This window comes from Alteromonas sp. 14N.309.X.WAT.G.H12, assembly GCF_036697315.1.
GTDB lineage: Bacteria > Pseudomonadota > Gammaproteobacteria > Enterobacterales > Alteromonadaceae > Alteromonas.
Genome location: NZ_JBAHZB010000073.1, coordinates 1 through 17,077 on the forward strand (window position 1 = coordinate 1; position 17,077 = coordinate 17,077).

The 17,077-nt window shown below is 47.8% G+C and carries 9 protein-coding genes and 1 pseudogene; 6 read left to right on the plus strand and 4 right to left on the minus strand.

Annotated features, from left to right (window positions below; all coding sequences use genetic code 11):
* Window positions 1-2,361 (plus strand): annotated as a pseudogene (locus tag V5298_RS15210) (family 16 glycosylhydrolase); the annotation flags it as partial.
* Between the two features lie 69 nt (window positions 2,362-2,430).
* Window positions 2,431-5,370 carry a TonB-dependent receptor gene (locus V5298_RS15215; protein ID WP_332932301.1) on the plus strand — a complete coding sequence of 980 codons (2,940 nt, stop codon included), beginning with the start codon at window positions 2,431-2,433 and terminating at the stop codon, window positions 5,368-5,370.
* 284 nt (window positions 5,371-5,654) lie between these two features.
* On the opposite strand, the gene V5298_RS15220 is transcribed toward V5298_RS15215, so the two are convergent.
* On the minus strand, window positions 5,655-8,183 hold the full coding sequence (locus V5298_RS15220) for an exo 1,3/1,4-beta-D-glucan glucohydrolase (protein ID WP_332932302.1): 2,529 nt from the start codon (window positions 8,181-8,183) through the stop codon (window positions 5,655-5,657).
* 9 nt (window positions 8,184-8,192) lie between these two features.
* Window positions 8,193-9,443, minus strand: coding sequence for a sugar MFS transporter (locus tag V5298_RS15225; protein WP_416351189.1), 1,251 nt, complete (start codon window positions 9,441-9,443; stop codon window positions 8,193-8,195).
* Window positions 9,444-9,638: 195 nt separating this feature from the next.
* On the opposite strand from V5298_RS15225, the gene V5298_RS15230 reads away from it, so the two are divergent.
* The 4 genes from V5298_RS15230 to V5298_RS15245 all read left to right on the plus strand — a co-directional run bounded on the left by V5298_RS15230 (window position 9,639) and on the right by V5298_RS15245 (window position 14,882).
* Window positions 9,639-10,976 (plus strand): GH1 family beta-glucosidase, encoded by a 1,338-nt coding sequence (locus V5298_RS15230; RefSeq protein WP_332932309.1) that lies wholly within the window; start codon window positions 9,639-9,641, stop codon window positions 10,974-10,976.
* A 49-nt stretch (window positions 10,977-11,025) separates the two neighbouring features.
* Entirely contained in the window at window positions 11,026-12,036 is a 1,011-nt protein-coding gene (locus V5298_RS15235) for a LacI family DNA-binding transcriptional regulator (protein ID WP_332932303.1), read from the plus strand.
* Window positions 12,029-13,597 (plus strand): sugar porter family MFS transporter, encoded by a 1,569-nt coding sequence (locus tag V5298_RS15240; protein ID WP_332932304.1) that lies wholly within the window; start codon window positions 12,029-12,031, stop codon window positions 13,595-13,597. Before V5298_RS15235 ends, V5298_RS15240 begins: the two co-directional genes overlap by 8 nt.
* Window positions 13,598-13,703: 106 nt before the next feature.
* Window positions 13,704-14,882: a DNA-binding transcriptional regulator gene (locus V5298_RS15245; protein ID WP_332932305.1), complete on the plus strand. Its 1,179-nt coding sequence runs from the start codon at window positions 13,704-13,706 to the stop codon at window positions 14,880-14,882.
* A 90-nt stretch (window positions 14,883-14,972) separates the two neighbouring features.
* Here V5298_RS15245 and xylA read toward each other — a convergent pair whose 3' ends face one another.
* Both xylA and V5298_RS15255 read right to left on the minus strand, forming a co-directional pair.
* The gene (gene xylA, locus V5298_RS15250) at window positions 14,973-16,292 is read right to left on the minus strand and encodes a xylose isomerase (RefSeq protein ID WP_332932306.1); all 1,320 of its coding nucleotides are present in this window, start codon (window positions 16,290-16,292) and stop codon (window positions 14,973-14,975) included.
* A 200-nt stretch (window positions 16,293-16,492) separates the two neighbouring features.
* Complete coding sequence (locus V5298_RS15255) at window positions 16,493-17,047, minus strand: xylulokinase (protein ID WP_332932310.1); 555 nt, start codon at window positions 17,045-17,047, stop codon at window positions 16,493-16,495.
* Window positions 17,048-17,077: the final 30 nt, after the last annotated feature.

Below are 17,077 nucleotides of genomic sequence, written 5' to 3' on the forward strand. Positions count from 1 at the left end.
GCCGTCAAACCCTATACTTCGGCTCGGCTTATCACACGCTATAAAGCGGACTTTAAATAGGGGCGCATCGAGATGCGCGCCAAGTTGCCTTCAGGGCAGGGGAGCTGGCCGGCATTTTGGATGATGCCCACTGATGAAGTGTATGGCGGGTGGCCTAAGTCCGGTGAAATCGACATTCTTGAGTCAGTGAATTTAAAAGCCCTGGATGCCGATGGCAATCCTGAAGCCCATATCTACGGCACCCTGCATTATGGGAAGGAATGGCCGGATAATTCCAGCTCTGGCCAAGCTTATCGTTTACCCGATGGTGAGAATCCTGCCGATGATTTTCATACCTATGCCGTTGAATGGCAGGAAGGCGAAATCCGCTGGTATATGGATGATTATCTGTACGCAACTCAGCGCCGTTCTGAGGTGAGATATAACAGTAACGGGGAAGCCACGGGGCTTGTGCATCGTGGATGGTTTGCTGAGTACTACGACCTTGTGACCGGAGAGTTAACCACCCATTGGGATAACGCGCCCTTCGATCAGTATTTCTATTTAATTTTGAACTTTGCGGTTGGCGGAAACTGGCCTGAAGCCGTGAATGAAACCGGCATAGATGCAGAAGCTTTCGTTAATGGTCAAACCTACGCCATTGACTATGTTCGGGTATACCAGTGTTCTGCCAACCCTGATACGGGCGCAGGCTGTGAAACCGTGCGGCCTGGCTATGATTCTCTGGACGATGCGCTGGTTGAAGGTGATGCGCCTATCCCGTCTGCGCCGTCATCGGGAGTGGCAGAAAACCTAACCATTTTTGATGGCGACGTGAACCCAGATTGGCCCGCGTGGGATTGTTGTGGTTCCACTACGCCTGCCTTGGTAGATGATGAAGCACAAGGTCAGGTTTATGAGTTTCGTATTGGTTCGGAAGCGACGGTGGTTGGCTTTATCAGTCGTGATGAGTTCATCACTGATCCCGACGGCGAAGCCTCAACTTTTGACGCTTCACCTATGATTGAAAACGGCAGCGTAAAGTTCGATCTTAAGGTGCTTTCCTTGCCAATAGATGCCTCTGCCGAATGGTATTTTAAAATTGAAAGCGCCGAAGGCACCACCGCGGTAGATATGCCACTGATGAGTGGTTATACCGGGCCGGGTGAAGAGGTTGGCGCTGTACCTGCGGTGGGTGAATGGGGAAGCTATGAATTTTCACTTCAGGAGTTGGCTGATGGTGGCTTAGACACCAGTGCCATTGATGTGATTATGGTGTTTCCAGCTTGGGGGGCAGGGGAGGGGGCCGTATATCGCATGGCCAATGTGGAAATCTCCCAGGACAGCGCTTACCCGGAGCTGGTGATATTTGACGATGAACAAAATAGTGACTGGCCCATGTGGGATTGTTGCGGCGGCACTACACCTACCGAAGAAATCGATGATGATACCCATGGCATAACGGCGGAATTTCGTATTGGTACAGACCCTACCGTGATGGGCTTTAACACCCGATCTGATGCCGGTGGCAGTGATACGCCCTTTGATGCTTCAGCGTTGGCTGATGGTGGCATCGTGCAATTTGATATGCGCGTTTTAACTATGCCCGCTGACAGTGATACTCCTTGGCTGTTCAAGATCGAATCAGATAATGGCGCTACGGCCGTTGAGTTGCCCCTTACTGACAGCGTGGAAGCGCAAACGCCGCAAGTGGATCAGTGGCAAACCTATACTTTTTTGATATCTGACTTACAGGCCCAAGGCCTGGATATCTCTGCCATCGATGTGATCATGGTTTTTCCTACCTGGGGAAGTGGGGATGGCGCAGTTTATCGTTTAGATAACGTGGCTATCTATCACCCTGATTCAACTAGTACGGATACACAATCCCTAACCTTATTTGATGAGACGGTCGCTGAACAGTGGTCTATCTGGGATTGCTGTGGCGGTTCAACGCCCACCGAAGAGGTGGATGATGATACCCATGGTGTGGTTGCCGAGTTTCGTATTGGCAGTACGGCTACCGTGATGGGATTTCTTGGTGATGATGACGTGTATTTTGATGCCACCAGTTTGCTCACCGATGGTGTGGTGCAATTTGAGATGAAGGTGGTTTCGGCACCCATTGATGCCAGTGCAGCCTGGCTGTTCAAAATTGAATCAGGTGATGCAGCAACTGCCGTGGAGTTACCGCTTTCTTCCAGCCTGGAAGGTGCAGAGCCTGTGGTAGGGGAGTGGCAAACCTATACCTTTTCTTTGCAGACCCTGTATGACGCAGGATTAGATGTCAGCGAAATCGATGTGGTGATGATGTTCCCGGCCTGGGGCCAGGGCGAAGGTGCGGTATATCGCGTGGATAACGCGGTAATTACCACTCAATAGCCGTGCTTTGATTGTAAATCACATTATGTAAGCAACAGACAAAAATTGATAAAAGAGAGTAGGGAAGATATGAAAAATTCAACTTTTACCATGACCCGGCTTGCCACATCCATCGCTGTGCTGATGGGGACCAGCTTAAGTCCCTTGGTGTTAGGGCAAACCCTTGATGAAACGGACGAGCAAAATGTGGAAATTATCCAGGTAAGTGGTATTCGCGGAAGCTTAATGCGTTCCATGGATCTTAAGCGCGGCTCCAGTGGTGTTGTGGATGCCATCTCGGCAGAAGAACTCGGTAAATTCCCCGATACAAATTTAGCCGAAGCACTCCAGCGAATTACCGGCGTTACCATTAGTCGCTCAAACGGTGAAGGCAGCCAAATTACGGTACGGGGGTTCGGACCAGAATTTAATTTAGTGACATTAAATGGCCGTCAAATGCCCGGTACCGGATTTACCCGCTCTTATAATCTGGAAAACTTATCCTCGGAAGGGGTAAGTACCTTGGAGTTACAGAAAACAGCCCGGGCAGAAAACCCCAGTGGCGGATTAGGGGCAACGGTGAATATTATTACCATGAAGCCACTGAATAACCCGGGACAGCATTTTTCCGTATCTGCAAAAGGGATTTATGATACCTCCAATGTGGCCGGTGATGATGTTACTCCGGAAATTGCGGGTGTTTATAGTAATACCTTTAATGACGACATGTTTGGTATGGGGATTTCCATTTCTCATCAGGAAAGGGATTTTCAGCAACAAAGTGCCAGTATTCAGGGATGGGTGTTACAGGAAAATGCGGATTTGCCTGATCTTGACGCCGCAAACGTTATTGATAACCGAACGAAGATTACCGATGTGGCGTTTTTCCCCAAAGACATGAACTACGGTATTACCGATGTCGAGCGGGAGAGAACCAATGCACAAGTGACACTGCAGGTCAGACCCACGGATAATCTCACCGCCACCCTTGATTATACGGCGTCCAGAGCGACTACAGGCACCAACACGGTGGGATGGGGAATTTGGAACAATTTCGGAAGCAATATTAACGCCTATGAGCTGGATGAAAACGGCACCGCTGTCTATGCCGATATTAGTGGTGATGATGGCTCCTTTACCGCTAGCAGAGAGACCACTCGGGTTGAGGCGCGATCTGTGGGTATCAATATCGACTGGCAAATCAATGACGATTGGCAAGTATCCGTTGATTATCATGATTCCAGTAATGAAACGGACAACGGCTATGATGAGGGTTTAGGGGCCTCCGGACAGGTGATTTTAGGATCGAACCAATTGATATCAAAAGTGTATGAATATCGGACAGGTGAAATTCCCAGTTTTTACGTGAACTGGGAGAATGGCACCAACGAACTGCTACCAAGCGAAATTGATTCTAACTTCAGCCAATTTACCCATACCGTAGGACGCTCTGAGATTCAGCAACTGCAAATTGATGGCAATTGGTATAACTCCGTATGGGATATTCCTCTTGTTAGCGTGGATTTTGGTATTGCTCGCACCAAGCAAAGTCTGAACGAATATTCAGCATGGAGTGGCTTACGGGGAGGACCTGGCTTTAGTCCATCGTATACAGAAATCTTTCCTGACAATATGTTTGTCCGCGAAGATACCAGCGATTTTCTCACTGCTTTTGACGGCGGAGGTAATGCCCTTAACCCTGATTACTATTATACCTTCAGTTTTGATGAGGCCATTGCCCGACAACTTGCTTATTTAACCGCGGATGTGGTGGGAGAAAGTAATGCTTACTCCATCGATCCCAACTTTACCGGTACACCTACGGTTAACTTTGTGGAAGAGACCACCGATTCTGTTTATATACAAAGCGAATGGGATTTTGCGATCAGCGATTATTATATACAGGTTAATGCGGGCGCACGTTATGAACAAACTGAAGTGCCCAGTTCCGCAGAAGTACTGGTGCCCATTCAGGTCAATTGGGTAGCCGCGTCAGAATGGATAACAGTGTATAAACCAGAAGTCGAACTTCAGGACTTCACTGGCAAGTATAACGTTTTCCTGCCCATGCTAGATATTAAAATGGATGTTACCGACGATATAGTGGCGCGTTTTTCATGGGGTAAATCCATTACTCGGGCACCCATAGGCTTGTTACAGGGTGGCCGTTCTTTTAGTGGCAGCCCGAAAATCGGCGCACGCACCGTGTCTGAAGGTAATACTGACTTGCGCCCCTATATGGCGTCGAATTTCGATTTATCCTTGGAATGGTATTACGATGAGTCCAGCTATGCCTCTGTCGCATGGTTTCAGAAAACCGTGAAAAATTATATTGATTATCAGGCTGCGGATGAAACCTTCGATGGCCTGTATGACATTTATCAAGGAGCCAGGTGGAATGAAGCCGTGAGTGCTTTAGAAGCCGAAGGGGTGCAGGCTACCGATAGTGCCATTTATGATTACTTTGTTGCAAACGGATATGCCGACGCGGATGGTGTGATTGAACCTGAAGATGGCGATCCGCTGATTACCTGGCGTGTAACTAAACCCCGTAATCTGGATGACAAAAAGACGGTGCGGGGGGTTGAATTGGCAGTGCAGCATACTTTTGGTAACTCCGGTTTTGGTATTGGTGTGAATGCCACCTTGGTTGACGGTGATGTGGAATATGATCCCTATGATTTGACAGAACAAAACCCCCTTGTGGGGATCAGTGATTCTGCCAATTTTCAGGCTTTTTATGAAAAAGAGGGCTTGTCTGCCAAAATCACTTATGCTTGGCGTTCCGATTATGTGGTGGGGATGGGACAGGCCCAGGGATCATCGGATAATCCGGCTACCCAAGCTGACAGTTACGGGCAATGGGATGCCAGCATAAACTACGCGCTGAACGACAATTTCACCGTGTTTGTGGAAGGGGTGAATATTAACAACGAAACTGAGCGAGGCTATGGCAGGTTTAAGGAGCAGTTTTTATATGCTCGCCAGTATGGGCCTCGTTATACTGTTGGAGCACGCTATACCTTCTAGCTGACTGGCAAGATGGCAGGCCGTTAGGTTCTGCCTGTCAGGACTGTCATTTGAACCAATCCGGTGCGTTTGTGCATCGGATTTTTTATATTCTTGTATGGAAGGGCGTTGATGGTTTGCTTTGCTGGGGCAAGGCGAAAAAAATATCGCCATCGCAGCCTTCGACGGCTAGAAAAAATAACCCCCTCTGAAAAAGAGGGGGTTATCATCAATCTGAAATGCCGTTCACATTAGGTGAACGGCATGCTATTTAGTGGTACCCGATAATGGAATACCAAGGCGCGTTAATCTTGACAGCTCAGTGTTGCTTGGGCTGCCGCATTAGGAACGAACTGAATATCAGCAATACTTAACGAAGCTTTTGTTGCTGTTTTCAATTCAAAGGGAACCACAATACCCTGAAAATCGATGCCACGGTCAGCAAAGCAGGCTAGATCAATACTGAGGGAGGACCAGGTATCTGCAGGTAAGGCTTGCAGTTGGGCGCTGATATCCATTTGCGCAGAACAACTTCCCGGCGCATCGCCTTCACCCTCACAGCTCATGCCTATGGTTATCGGACCGGTGAGGTCAGTATGGCGATTAACATTGAATGTTAATGCGGCTTTTGCGACCTCCTGGGCACTTAAGTCTTCTCTGAAAAAGCTCTTGCTGGCAAAACGTAAGCTGGCCGACGCGGTGCCGTCGAAGGTCAGTTTACGGGCGTCTTCCTGAATTTCCTTATCAACTGTGCGATAGGTTAACGCACCTAAGGTATGGGTATTGGCATTGACCTCAAGGCTGGCGTCTTGTGAATGTAACCACAATACCCAGGGCGCTTGAACTGCACCGGACAGAAGATAAATCGGCTGATCATCATTCTGACTTTCTGGGATGGTTTCATCCAAATCATCGCCAAGTACATTGTCGTCATTGAAAGTTAATCCAAAGCCATAGGGCAATAGTGGGTGGTAGTTTTCATCACCTAGGTTCACCACCTGAGTCGGTGTGGCTGGCCACGAAAAGGGCAGTTTCCCTTTGAAATCTTGCAAGCCGAACAAAACATCCGCTACGGCTTTGCCTTCTGAACCGGGTAACCAGGCTGCGACAAACGCATCTGACGCATTCAGTTCAGGGTTGATCCACATAGGACGGCCACTAATAAACACAGAAACAACAGGAATATTTTGTTGTTTAAGGGCTTTCAGCAACGCCAGATCACGCTTGCTGCCTCGTTGATAGATAAGGGTCTCTCTGTCGCCATGGCCTTCGGCATAGGGTTCTTCGCCGTAGACAACAATGGCCACATCGGGTTTGCTGCTAAAGGAGCCATCGACGGACAAGGTGACTTGCCCTCCGGCTGCTTCAACCTGCGATTTTATGCCATCATAAATCGACGAGCCGCCGGGGAATTCCGCATTGGTATTATTGGTGCCTTGCCAGGTGACTGACCAACCACCGGATTGCTTACCAATATTGTCTGCTGCATCGCCGGCCACAAGGACATTTAGCTTGCCATCAAGTGGCAGCAGGTGCTGTTTGTTTTTCAGTAATACCAGGGATTCTCTTACCGCTTGTCTGGCTACCTCGCGATGGGCTTCACTGCCTATCAGCGATGAGTCTCCAGAAAGGGGTCTGGCGGCAGGGCTGGGCTTATCAAACAGGCCGGCCCGTACTTTTACCCGTAAAATTCTGCGCACGGCATCATCGATACGGGCGAGGGGGATGGTGCCATCTTTTACTTGGGCAATAGTATTGTTATATAGGGGTTTCCAGTCGCTGGGCACCATAAAAATATCTAAACCGGCATTAATAGCCTGGGCGCAGCTTTCGTTGGTACAGCCTTTGACCTGACCGTGCCCATTCCAGTCACCCACAACGAATCCATCGAAGCCCATGCGATCTTTTAACACATCAGTTAACAGATACTTGTAGCCATGAAGTTTTTTGCCATGCCAGCTGTTAAAGGACGCCATCACAGATTGCGCGCCCGCGGTCAGACCGCCCACATAGCCTTGGGCGTGGATAGCAAACAAGTCTTGTTCGCTGGCAATGTTGTCACCTTGATCATCTCCCCCCACAGTGCCGCCGTCGCCAACAAAGTGTTTTACGGTGCTGATAACCCGCTGATCGCTGAGAAAGTCTTTATCTGCCGCGCCTTGTAGCCCTTTAACCACTGCGGCGGCATATTCCCGTACCACGGCCGGGTTTTCCGAATAACTTTCGTATGTTCGGCCCCATCTGTCGTCTTGTACCACCGCTACCGTGGGCGCAAACACCCAGTCTATGCCGGTGGCCATGACTTCCTGGGCCGTAATGTGGGCAATTTCTTCTACCAATGCCGGATCATGGGCCGCACCCAGACCAATATTATGAGGGAATAGGGTGGCACCAATCACATTGTTGTGGCCGTGCACCGCATCCGTTCCCCACATGGTAGGTATCGTTGAACCATCCAGACTGTCATCCACTGACGCCTGATACAAATCTTCGGCCAGCTTCACCCAGTCATCCGGAGTCGCATGTTTGTTATTATCCGGAAAGGCGCCACCACCGTTTAAGTATGAGCCAAATCCGTATTTACGCATATCTTCGACGGTGATATTGCGAATTTCCGGTTGGATCATTTGCGCGATTTTTTGCTCAAGGGTCATCGCCTTGAGTAGGGTGTCGACACGCTGTTCAACCACGGGATCTTTTTTAACTTCAATATCTAACTTCGGCCAGATTTTTGCCGTCAAATTGGCATCGGTTTGCGTTACTTGTTGTTCTGGTCCGGCGCAACCTCCAATGAGGGCGGCAGACACAATGGATGCAAAAATTGTCGTTCGCATAGTAAATCCTTAATTGATATTAGATTGCGTGACGCGACTGCCATACAAGCCATAATAGGCGATGTAAAGGTAGCAGGAGGCGGGCAATAAAAAGGAAAGGGTGACGCCAATACTGTCGGCCAACATGCCTTGCAGTAAGGGGATAACGGCGCCGCCTACGATAGCCAGGCACAAAAAGCCTGAACCATTGGGGGTGTCTTTCCCTAAACCGTGCAACGCCAGACTGAAAATGGTCGGGAACATAATGGAGTTGAACAAGCCCACTGCTAGTATGCTCCACAAGGCCATATCGCCGGTGCTCATCATCGAAAAGACAATAAGCCCAATGGCAATGAATGCGTTAAAAGCCAGTACAAGGCCGCCTGAGAGTTTTTGTAGCACTGCCGCACCAATAAAGCGGCCTGCCATGGCGCCGCCCCAATAGTAGGCGATGTATGTGGCGGCTTTGGCTTCGGTAAGTCCGCTATCTGAGTGTTGCACCAAATAGCTTACCAACATGCTGCCGATGGCAACTTCTGCACCGACATACATAAAAATACCCAGGGCACCGAGTACCAGATGTCGGTGTTGCAAAGCGCCTTTAAAACGAAGTGGGGTTCGCTCGCCCACCTGATGTAGCGCCGGCAGTTTTAAAAATAAAAAGATCAATGCCAGCGTAAATAGCGTTAATGCCAAGATGACATAGGGAAGCTGTACATCCGATGCACTGGTGACGCCGTGTTCGCCGGTGGCTCCATAGATGAGAAAAGAACCAAAAAAGGGAGCAACCGTGGTGCCAAATGAATTGAATGCCTGGGTCATGGTCAGACGGGATGGTGCTGTTTTGGGGTCGCCCAATGCACTGACATAGGGGTTGGCAGACACTTGAAGCAAGGTAATGCCAGAGGCAAGCACAAATAAGGCGATGAGGAAAACGGCATAGATACCGCTGGATGCGGCAGGTAAAAATAGCAAACACCCGCAACAGGCCACAATCAGACCCATAACTATCCCCCGTTGATAGCCAATGCGGGAAACCAGCATGCCGGCAGGCAATGAAACAATGAAGTAAGCACTGAAAAAACAAAACTGTATGAGCATTGCTTGAGTAAAGGAAAGATTAAATGCCCCCTTAAGATAAGGAATGAGTATGTCATTTAGGCACGTAATAAATCCCCACATAAAAAACAGGGTTGTCAGCGATACCAGCGCAAACCTGTAATTACTGTTTTGATTATATGTGGTGTCTGTCTCGACTTTGGGTTGTACGGATGTATCCACAATATCCTCTCAGTGTTAACTTTGCGCATTTAATGTTAAATTAACAATTGGTAGCGCTTACATTTAACAAGTATTATTTTGTAAGCGCTTACATTTTGCAAGCTATTTACAGAATTATTAACAAAATAAGGCGTATTGTTTGTCTTGATATATCGGTTTTTTCCAAAGACGAGCATTCTTTAAAAGGTTTTCATGATGCAAAACATATCCCTACCACCGGGTTCTCCGCTGTTATCTAAGGGATTTATTTATGGCGTTGCCACATCCAGTTTTCAAATTGAAGGGGATAGAGCGGGTCGAGTCGATAACATATGGGATACATTTTGTTTGCACAGCGGTGCGGTGGAAGATGGATCTAACGGCGACATTGCCTGCGAACATGTTAAATATTGGCAACAAGACGTGGAAATGATTGCCGATCTTAAGGTGGATGCCTATCGTCTTTCCATATCTTGGGCAAGGGTGATGCGCACCGATGGCAGTGTTAATCAGGGCGGTCTTGATTTTTATGTGAAATTGGTCGATGCGCTGGTGGCGAAGGACATCAAGGTCTTTGTTACCCTGTATCATTGGGATTTACCACAATCACTGGAAGACAAAGGGGGCTGGCTTAATCGCCATACTATCGATGCCTTTGTGCGCTACACCACTATGGTGGCGCAGGCGTTAGGCGACAAAGTGACCGCTTATGCCACCTTAAATGAACCCTTTTGTTCTGCTTATTTAGGCTACGAATGTGGCATTCATGCTCCGGGAAAAACCGGCACGGCCAATGGACGTCAGGCGGCTCATCATCTTTTGGTGGCACACGGCAAAGCCCTTGGGGTATTGCGCAAACTTTGCCCGCAGGCAAAGCATGGGATCGTGTTGAATTTCTCTACCTGTTATCCTGCGTCCGAGTGTCATGATGACAAAATGGCATCCGTATTAGCCGATGAATACCACAACCAGTGGTATCTTATGCCTTTGATGGAAGGACGGTATCCGGATGTTTTTCACCGGCTAACACCGGAGCAAAAACCCACCATCGAACCGGGGGATATGGCGTTGATTAATCAGCCGCTGGATTATCTGGGGGTTAACTATTATAACCCCACCGTGTATGCCGCTGATGATCACGGGTGGTTTTACGTTGTGCCGCCTAAGGATGTGCCGGTTACGGCCATGGGATGGGAAATTAAACCCGATGCATTTAGCACCTTGTTGACTGATCTGCATGAACGCTATGCATTGCCTCCGATTTATATTACCGAAAACGGTGCGGCCATGGACGATAGTTTGGAAAAGGGCGAGATAAAGGACTATTCACGTATCGATTATTTTCATACTCATCTAAATGCGGTTCATCATGCCGTGTTAAACGGTGTGGATATTAAAGGCTATTTTGCGTGGAGTTTGATGGATAATTTTGAGTGGACGCTCGGGTACACAAAACGTTTTGGCCTGATTTATGTGAATTATCAACAGCAAGAGAGAATATTAAAAGCAAGTGCAAAGGCGTACCGTTTGTTATTAGAAACTAGAGCACAATGAAAAATAACGGTACATTGGACTATCTTAATTAACGGTTAAATTCTTTATTATGGCGACCATTTACGAAGTTTCAGAGGCGGCCGGGGTTTCCTTGGCAACGGTATCTCGCGTAATGAATGGAAATGCAAAAGTCAGTGAGAGAACACGTCAAAAAGTTCTGGATGCAATGGAATCTTTGGGCTATCAACCGAATGCCATTGCCCAATCCCTAGCTTCAAATCGCACCAACAGTATTGGTCTGTTGGTTTCCGAATTACACGGCTCCTATTTTGGCGATTTGATGAGCACCGTAGAGCAGGTGCTAAAAAACAATGGCAAACACGTTATCATCACCGCAGGTCATGTGGATGAAAAAAGCGAGCTTGAAGCCATTGATTTTCTAAAGAGCCGTCGTTGTGATGCCCTCATTGTCCATGCTGAAGCCGTGTCTGACGATTATTTGAAAGCCCTGGCACAGTCTGAGGTGCCAGTGGCCGTTATTAATAGACAGGTAACAGGCATCGAATCCCGCTGCTTTGTGGTCGATAATGAAAAAGGCGGTTACATTGCCACCAAAGCGGTGTTAGACCAAGGCCATAAACAGATTGGTTACATTAGCGGTCCCTTGCTTAAAAAAGATGCCCGGGATCGTTTAGCGGGGCATTTTCGTGCTTTGGCTGAAAATGGCATCGAACGGGCTCAGTCTCCAATTTACGAAGGGGATTACCATGAATTGTCGGGGCAAAACGGATGCTTAACCCTGTTAAAAGAAACCCCGGGGTTAACAGCCGTTATTTGCGCCAATGATGAAATGGCCTCGGGGGCGATGACGGCAGCGCGGGAAGCGGGGGTGTCGGTGCCTCAGAATTTATCTGTGGTGGGGTTTGATAACGTGCTTTTTTCTCGTTATTTATTTCCTAAATTAACCACCGTGGAAAACCCCATCAGTGCCATGGGAGAAATGGCGGCAAACTGGATCTTGCAGGAAGTGTACAACGTTAAAAGTAAGCAACCAATTGAGCACCTTTTTGTGCCCGAGTTAGTGGCACGGGCTTCCCTAGGTAGAGCGCCGGATGCGTAGTTTGTATTCACCCACACTGCACTTTACGCTTATCGTATCGTTGGGGGGATTTATTTTTGGTTTCGATGCCAGTGTGATTTCTGGTGCCATTGGCTTTATCGATAAAGCATTTGGTTTAACAGAATGGCAACAGGGCTTTGTGGTCAGTTCACCGACGCTAGGAGCACTGATTGCCATGCTTGGGGCAGGGATCATCAGTGATCGCATAGGTCGAAGGAAAACACTGATTATTATTGCGGTTTTGTATCTGATTTCTGCAATATGTTCAGCATTGGCATTTAATTACTGGATGCTGGTAGCGGCCCGTTTTATTGGCGGTATGGCCTTTTGTTCCCTGATTATTGCGCCGGTTTATATTTCTGAAATCAGTGCGCCGGAGCATCGCGGAAAAATGGTGTCAGTCAATCAACTGAATATCGTTTTTGGTTTCGCCTTGTCCTATTTTAGTAATTATTATTTTCTCCAATTAAGCCAAAGTCAGTGGGCTTGGGTTAAAGAAATCGGGATTGCCCATCATCCCTGGCGTTTTATGTTAGGAATGGAGGTGATCCCCGCCGCCTTGTGGTTGCTGCTGCTTTTCACCATTCCTCGCAGTCCTCGCTGGCTGATGCTAAAAAAATGCACCAAAGAAGCGGAACAGGTAGTAAAACAGTTATTTACACCTGCGCGTGCCCAACAACAACTGCAAAGCATACAGGCCTCACTAGATCAACAAAACGGGCATTGGAAGCCGCGCTTTAGCTTATTGTTGCGTTCGGGTATGCGCTTTCCATTGATACTGGGGCTGATTTTAGCGGTATCTCAGCAAATTACCGGCATTAATGTCATTTTCTTCTATGCGCCAACCATCTTTGAGCAAAGTGGCGTGGGCACCAATGCGGCGTTTATGCAGGCGATTTGGGTGGGGATTATCAATGTGTTTTTTACCATTGTTGCTATGGCGTGTATTGATCGCTGGGGGCGCAAACCCTTACTGATCACCGGACTAGGTGGCGTTATTGTAAGCATGGCAGTGTGCGCCTACGGTTTTGCTCAGGCCCAATATCAGCTCAATATGCCATCGGTGATAGAACTTAACGGTATGAGCGATGTGGTGCTGAGTAAATTACACCTGTTGCAAAATCAGGTTTTTGATTCTGACGTGGTATTTAAACAGGCATTATTGACCGCGCTTGGCGAGCATGATTATGACAAATTTAACGCTGATATTCTTAGCGTTAGTATTAGTATGAACGCGCCCTTGGTGTTACTTGGTATTATGGCATTTGTGGCCTCCTATGCCATTTCCTTAGGGCCGGTGATGTGGGCCATGCTTGCTGAAATTTTTCCTAATCAAACCCGGGCTTTGGCCATATCCATGGTCGGGGTCATAAATTCGTTGACCAGTTTTCTTGTACAGTTTTTATTTCCGTGGGAACTGATGCACGTCGGTGCGGCGGCCACCTTTGCCATTTATGGCGCATTTGCGGTAGTCAGTTTAGTGCTTGTGCTGACGCTTTTTCCTGAAACCAAAGGGCGTACCCTTGAACAAATTGGGCAACAACTGCAAAGCAAAACCTAATGGGGGGGACAGCGCCGTCGAAAACAGGGGCATATAGCCTATCATGTATTTACTGACAGAAAGATCACGTCGGTGTGGTTGTATATAAAAGTGGGTGTCAGGGATTATGTTTCATGTAAAGCATAGTATTACGTTACTTTTTAATGCTAATAAGATTTACGATCGTCAGGTGATTGAAGGCATAGGGAACTACCTTCAGGCGTCTAAAGCGAACTGGGATGTGTATCTTGAGGAAGATTTTTTGTGCCGGTTGGATCACATTGATGAATGGTCTGGCGACGGCATTATTGCTGATTTTGATTCAGAAGCCATCCGCATAGCATTAAAGCATACCGACAAACCGGTTATTGGTGTGGGAAGTTCTTATTTTAACGAAGAGGATTACCCTGCGGTTCCGTATATTGCCACCGATAACTATCAAGTTGTCAAATATGCCTTTGAACATCTAAAAAGTCGCGGGCTAGAGCGCTTTGCTTTTTATGGCGTGCCCTATGATGCATCCCATCTATGGGCGCGGGAGCGGGCGACGATTTTTGCCCATTTAGTGAACGCTGAAGGGTACCCGTGCGATACCTACTGTGGCCTGGCTACCAGCCCGGATACCTGGCATCACGCAATAAATCAACTGGTTGACTGGCTACAAGCCTTACCTAAGCCCATCGGCATCATTGCCGTCACCGACAGTCGTGCCAGACATATTCTACAGGCCTGTGAACTGGCAAATATTCCGGTACCCGACAAGGTGTCGGTGATAGGGATTGATGATGACGATATTGCCCGTCACCTAAGCCGTATTAGTTTAAGTTCGGTGACGCAAGGTTGTGTGGAAATGGGCTATCGTGCAGCGAAAATGTTACATGGCAGATTGATTAAACCCAGTAGTCGCATGACCCGTGTTCTTGTTCCTCCGGCGGGGATCGCAGCCCGACAATCAACGGATTACAAAGCCCTTACCGATCCCTACGTTATTCAGGCGATGCAATTTATCAGACAAAACGCCACACACGGCATAAAGGTAGAGCAGGTGACTGATTTTATCGGTATTTCACGATCGAATCTGGAGCAGCGTTTTTTGGCAGAGCGGGGACATACGGTACATGCTGAAATTCATAATGAAAAGCTGGTGCGAGCCCAGAGCCTATTGGAAGAGACCGACATTTCTAGCAAAGAAATTGCAAGTTCCTGTGGTTATCCCTCACTGCAATATATGTACGCTATTTTTAAACGTCATTTTAATCTTACGCCGACCCAATACCGTAATCAGCACCGGGAAAAAGACAATTAGGTTAAAGGTTTTACCTTTTGACCTGGCTGAAGATAGATAAGGGGAATAGGCCGGTTAACAAGGCCTATTCCCCTATGCTTAGAACCGGGTTTAGCCGTAAATGATACGGTTAACCTGATTTTCTAATAATTCCTGATGACCGCTGGCATGCTGGGGATCAAGGTTATTGGTTAATGCAAAATCCGTCAGTGAATCTAACGAATAGTGGCCCTCTAGTATTTTACGTCCTAAATCGGCCTGCCAACCTTGATAACGATTATTTACCGTTTCGGTGAGAAAATCGTTTTTAAGCAAGGCCTCAGCTCGTTTTAACGCCATCGCCAAATGATCCATGCCACCGATGTGACCATAAAACAGATCGGCTGGATCGGTACTTTGACGACGTAGTTTGGTGTCAAAATTAAATCCGCCAGAGTTAAAGCCGCCTGCTTTAAGGATTTCATACATAACGAGGGTTAATTCATCCACGTTAATGGGGAATTGATCCGTATCCCATCCGTTTTGCGCATCCCCTCGGTTGGCATCCACGCTGCCGAATATGCCCAGTGAAATGGCGGTGGCAATTTCATGATGAAATGAATGACCGGCCAAGGTGGCATGGTTGGTTTCAATATTGACGGCAAATTCTTTTTCTAAACCAAATTCTTTTAAGAAGCCATAAACCGTCGCCGTGTCATAATCATACTGATGTTTGGTCGGTTCCTGGGGTTTGGGCTCAATAAGTAGTGTCCCTTTAAAGCCAATTTTATGCTTGTGTTCCACCACCATTTGCATAAAGCGTCCAAATTGTTTTCGTTCCTGACGAAGATCCGTATTTAATAACGTTTCATAACCTTCTCGTCCGCCCCATAAAACGTAATTTTCGCCACCGAGTCGGTGAGTGGCATTGAGCGCGTGACAGACTTGGGTGGCTGCATAAGCAAAGACACTGGGATCTGGGCTGGTTGCTGCGCCGCCGGCATAGCGGGGATGACTGAACAGGTTGGCGGTACCCCACAAAAGCTGCAGGTTTGTTTCGTCCTGTTTTTGCTCAAGGACATCCACCATTTGGGCAAAGTTTTCTTTATATTCTTTTAAGCTGTTACCTTCTGGTGATACGTCAACATCGTGAAAACAATAATAGGGAACGCCGAGCTTACTGAAAAACTCAAAAGCCACGTCCGCTTTTTGTTTCGCTCGGCTCATGGCATCGCCGGGTTGTAACCAAGGGCGTTTAAAGGTCCCTGCGCCAAATACATCCGCGCCATCCCAACAGAAGTTATGCCAGTAGCAGGCGGCAAAACGTAAATGTTCTTTCATGGTTTTGCCCATGATGACTTCATCGGCATTGTAGTGTCTAAATGCCAGTGGATTTTCAGATGATGGGCCTTCGTATTGAATTTTAGTTATTGCGTCAAAATATTGCGCCATAAGAACTCTCCATTGTTTATGTAACAGGAAGTATTCCCTGTTCACATTCTGCTAACAATTACGTTTTTTCTTATCCGGATTTTTAAATTCGTTAGTTTGCAAAATACCCACGAATGGGTGGGTATTTGGGGGGTAAAAAGCGACGGGGATTTGTTGCTTTTAAATGGGAAAGTGAAAAGCAACAGAGTAGGGAAGATGCATTACAAGGTCTCTGCGGCCAGATGGCGGAATGTTTGGTAACGCGTTTGCAGTGCCTTTTGTCGTTCCACGTTGGGGTGATGGTTTGCAATGGCCTTAGGAACCGCACGGGCAATGTTGGTTAGCTCAACGTCGTTTTCAGACATTGCGGCGAGTCTGGCAGCGCCCAACGCCGGGCCGACATCACCTCCGGCGCGGTATGTGATGGGCAAGCCTAAAGTGTCGCAAATGAGTTGTCGCCAATAGTGACTTTTAGCGCCACCGCCGATAATAGACAGGGAATCGATGGCTACTTTCGCGTCGTTAATCACCTGCAAGCCATCTTTGAGCGCAAAGGCCACGCCTTCTAATACTGCGTAGGTCATATGCGCGCGGGTGGTTTGCTGGGTAAGACCCACAAAACGTCCTTTCATGGCAGGATTGTTATACGGGGTGCGTTCACCACTTAAATAGGGAAGGAAGTAACAGTCCCCTGAGGACTTTACGCCAGATTCATCTAATTCATCCAGTAATGCCGTCACATCGCCCTGACTGGCAATGTTGGCGAACCATTGCAGGAGGCGGCACTAAGGTGCACAGACATAACG

What these genes read in the sequence shown, in the direction of transcription:
- V5298_RS15215 (WP_332932301.1), top strand. Translation starts at nt 2,431, where the DNA reads ATGAAAAATTCAACTTTTACCATGACCCGGCTTGCCACATCCATCGCT.
- V5298_RS15220 (WP_332932302.1), bottom strand. Translation starts at nt 8,183, where the DNA reads ATGCGAACGACAATTTTTGCATCCATTGTGTCTGCCGCCCTCATTGGA.
- V5298_RS15230 (WP_332932309.1), top strand. Translation starts at nt 9,639, where the DNA reads ATGCAAAACATATCCCTACCACCGGGTTCTCCGCTGTTATCTAAGGGA.
- V5298_RS15235 (WP_332932303.1), top strand. Translation starts at nt 11,026, where the DNA reads ATGGCGACCATTTACGAAGTTTCAGAGGCGGCCGGGGTTTCCTTGGCA.
- V5298_RS15240 (WP_332932304.1), top strand. Translation starts at nt 12,029, where the DNA reads ATGCGTAGTTTGTATTCACCCACACTGCACTTTACGCTTATCGTATCG.
- V5298_RS15245 (WP_332932305.1), top strand. Translation starts at nt 13,704, where the DNA reads ATGTTTCATGTAAAGCATAGTATTACGTTACTTTTTAATGCTAATAAG.
- xylA (WP_332932306.1), bottom strand. Translation starts at nt 16,292, where the DNA reads ATGGCGCAATATTTTGACGCAATAACTAAAATTCAATACGAAGGCCCA.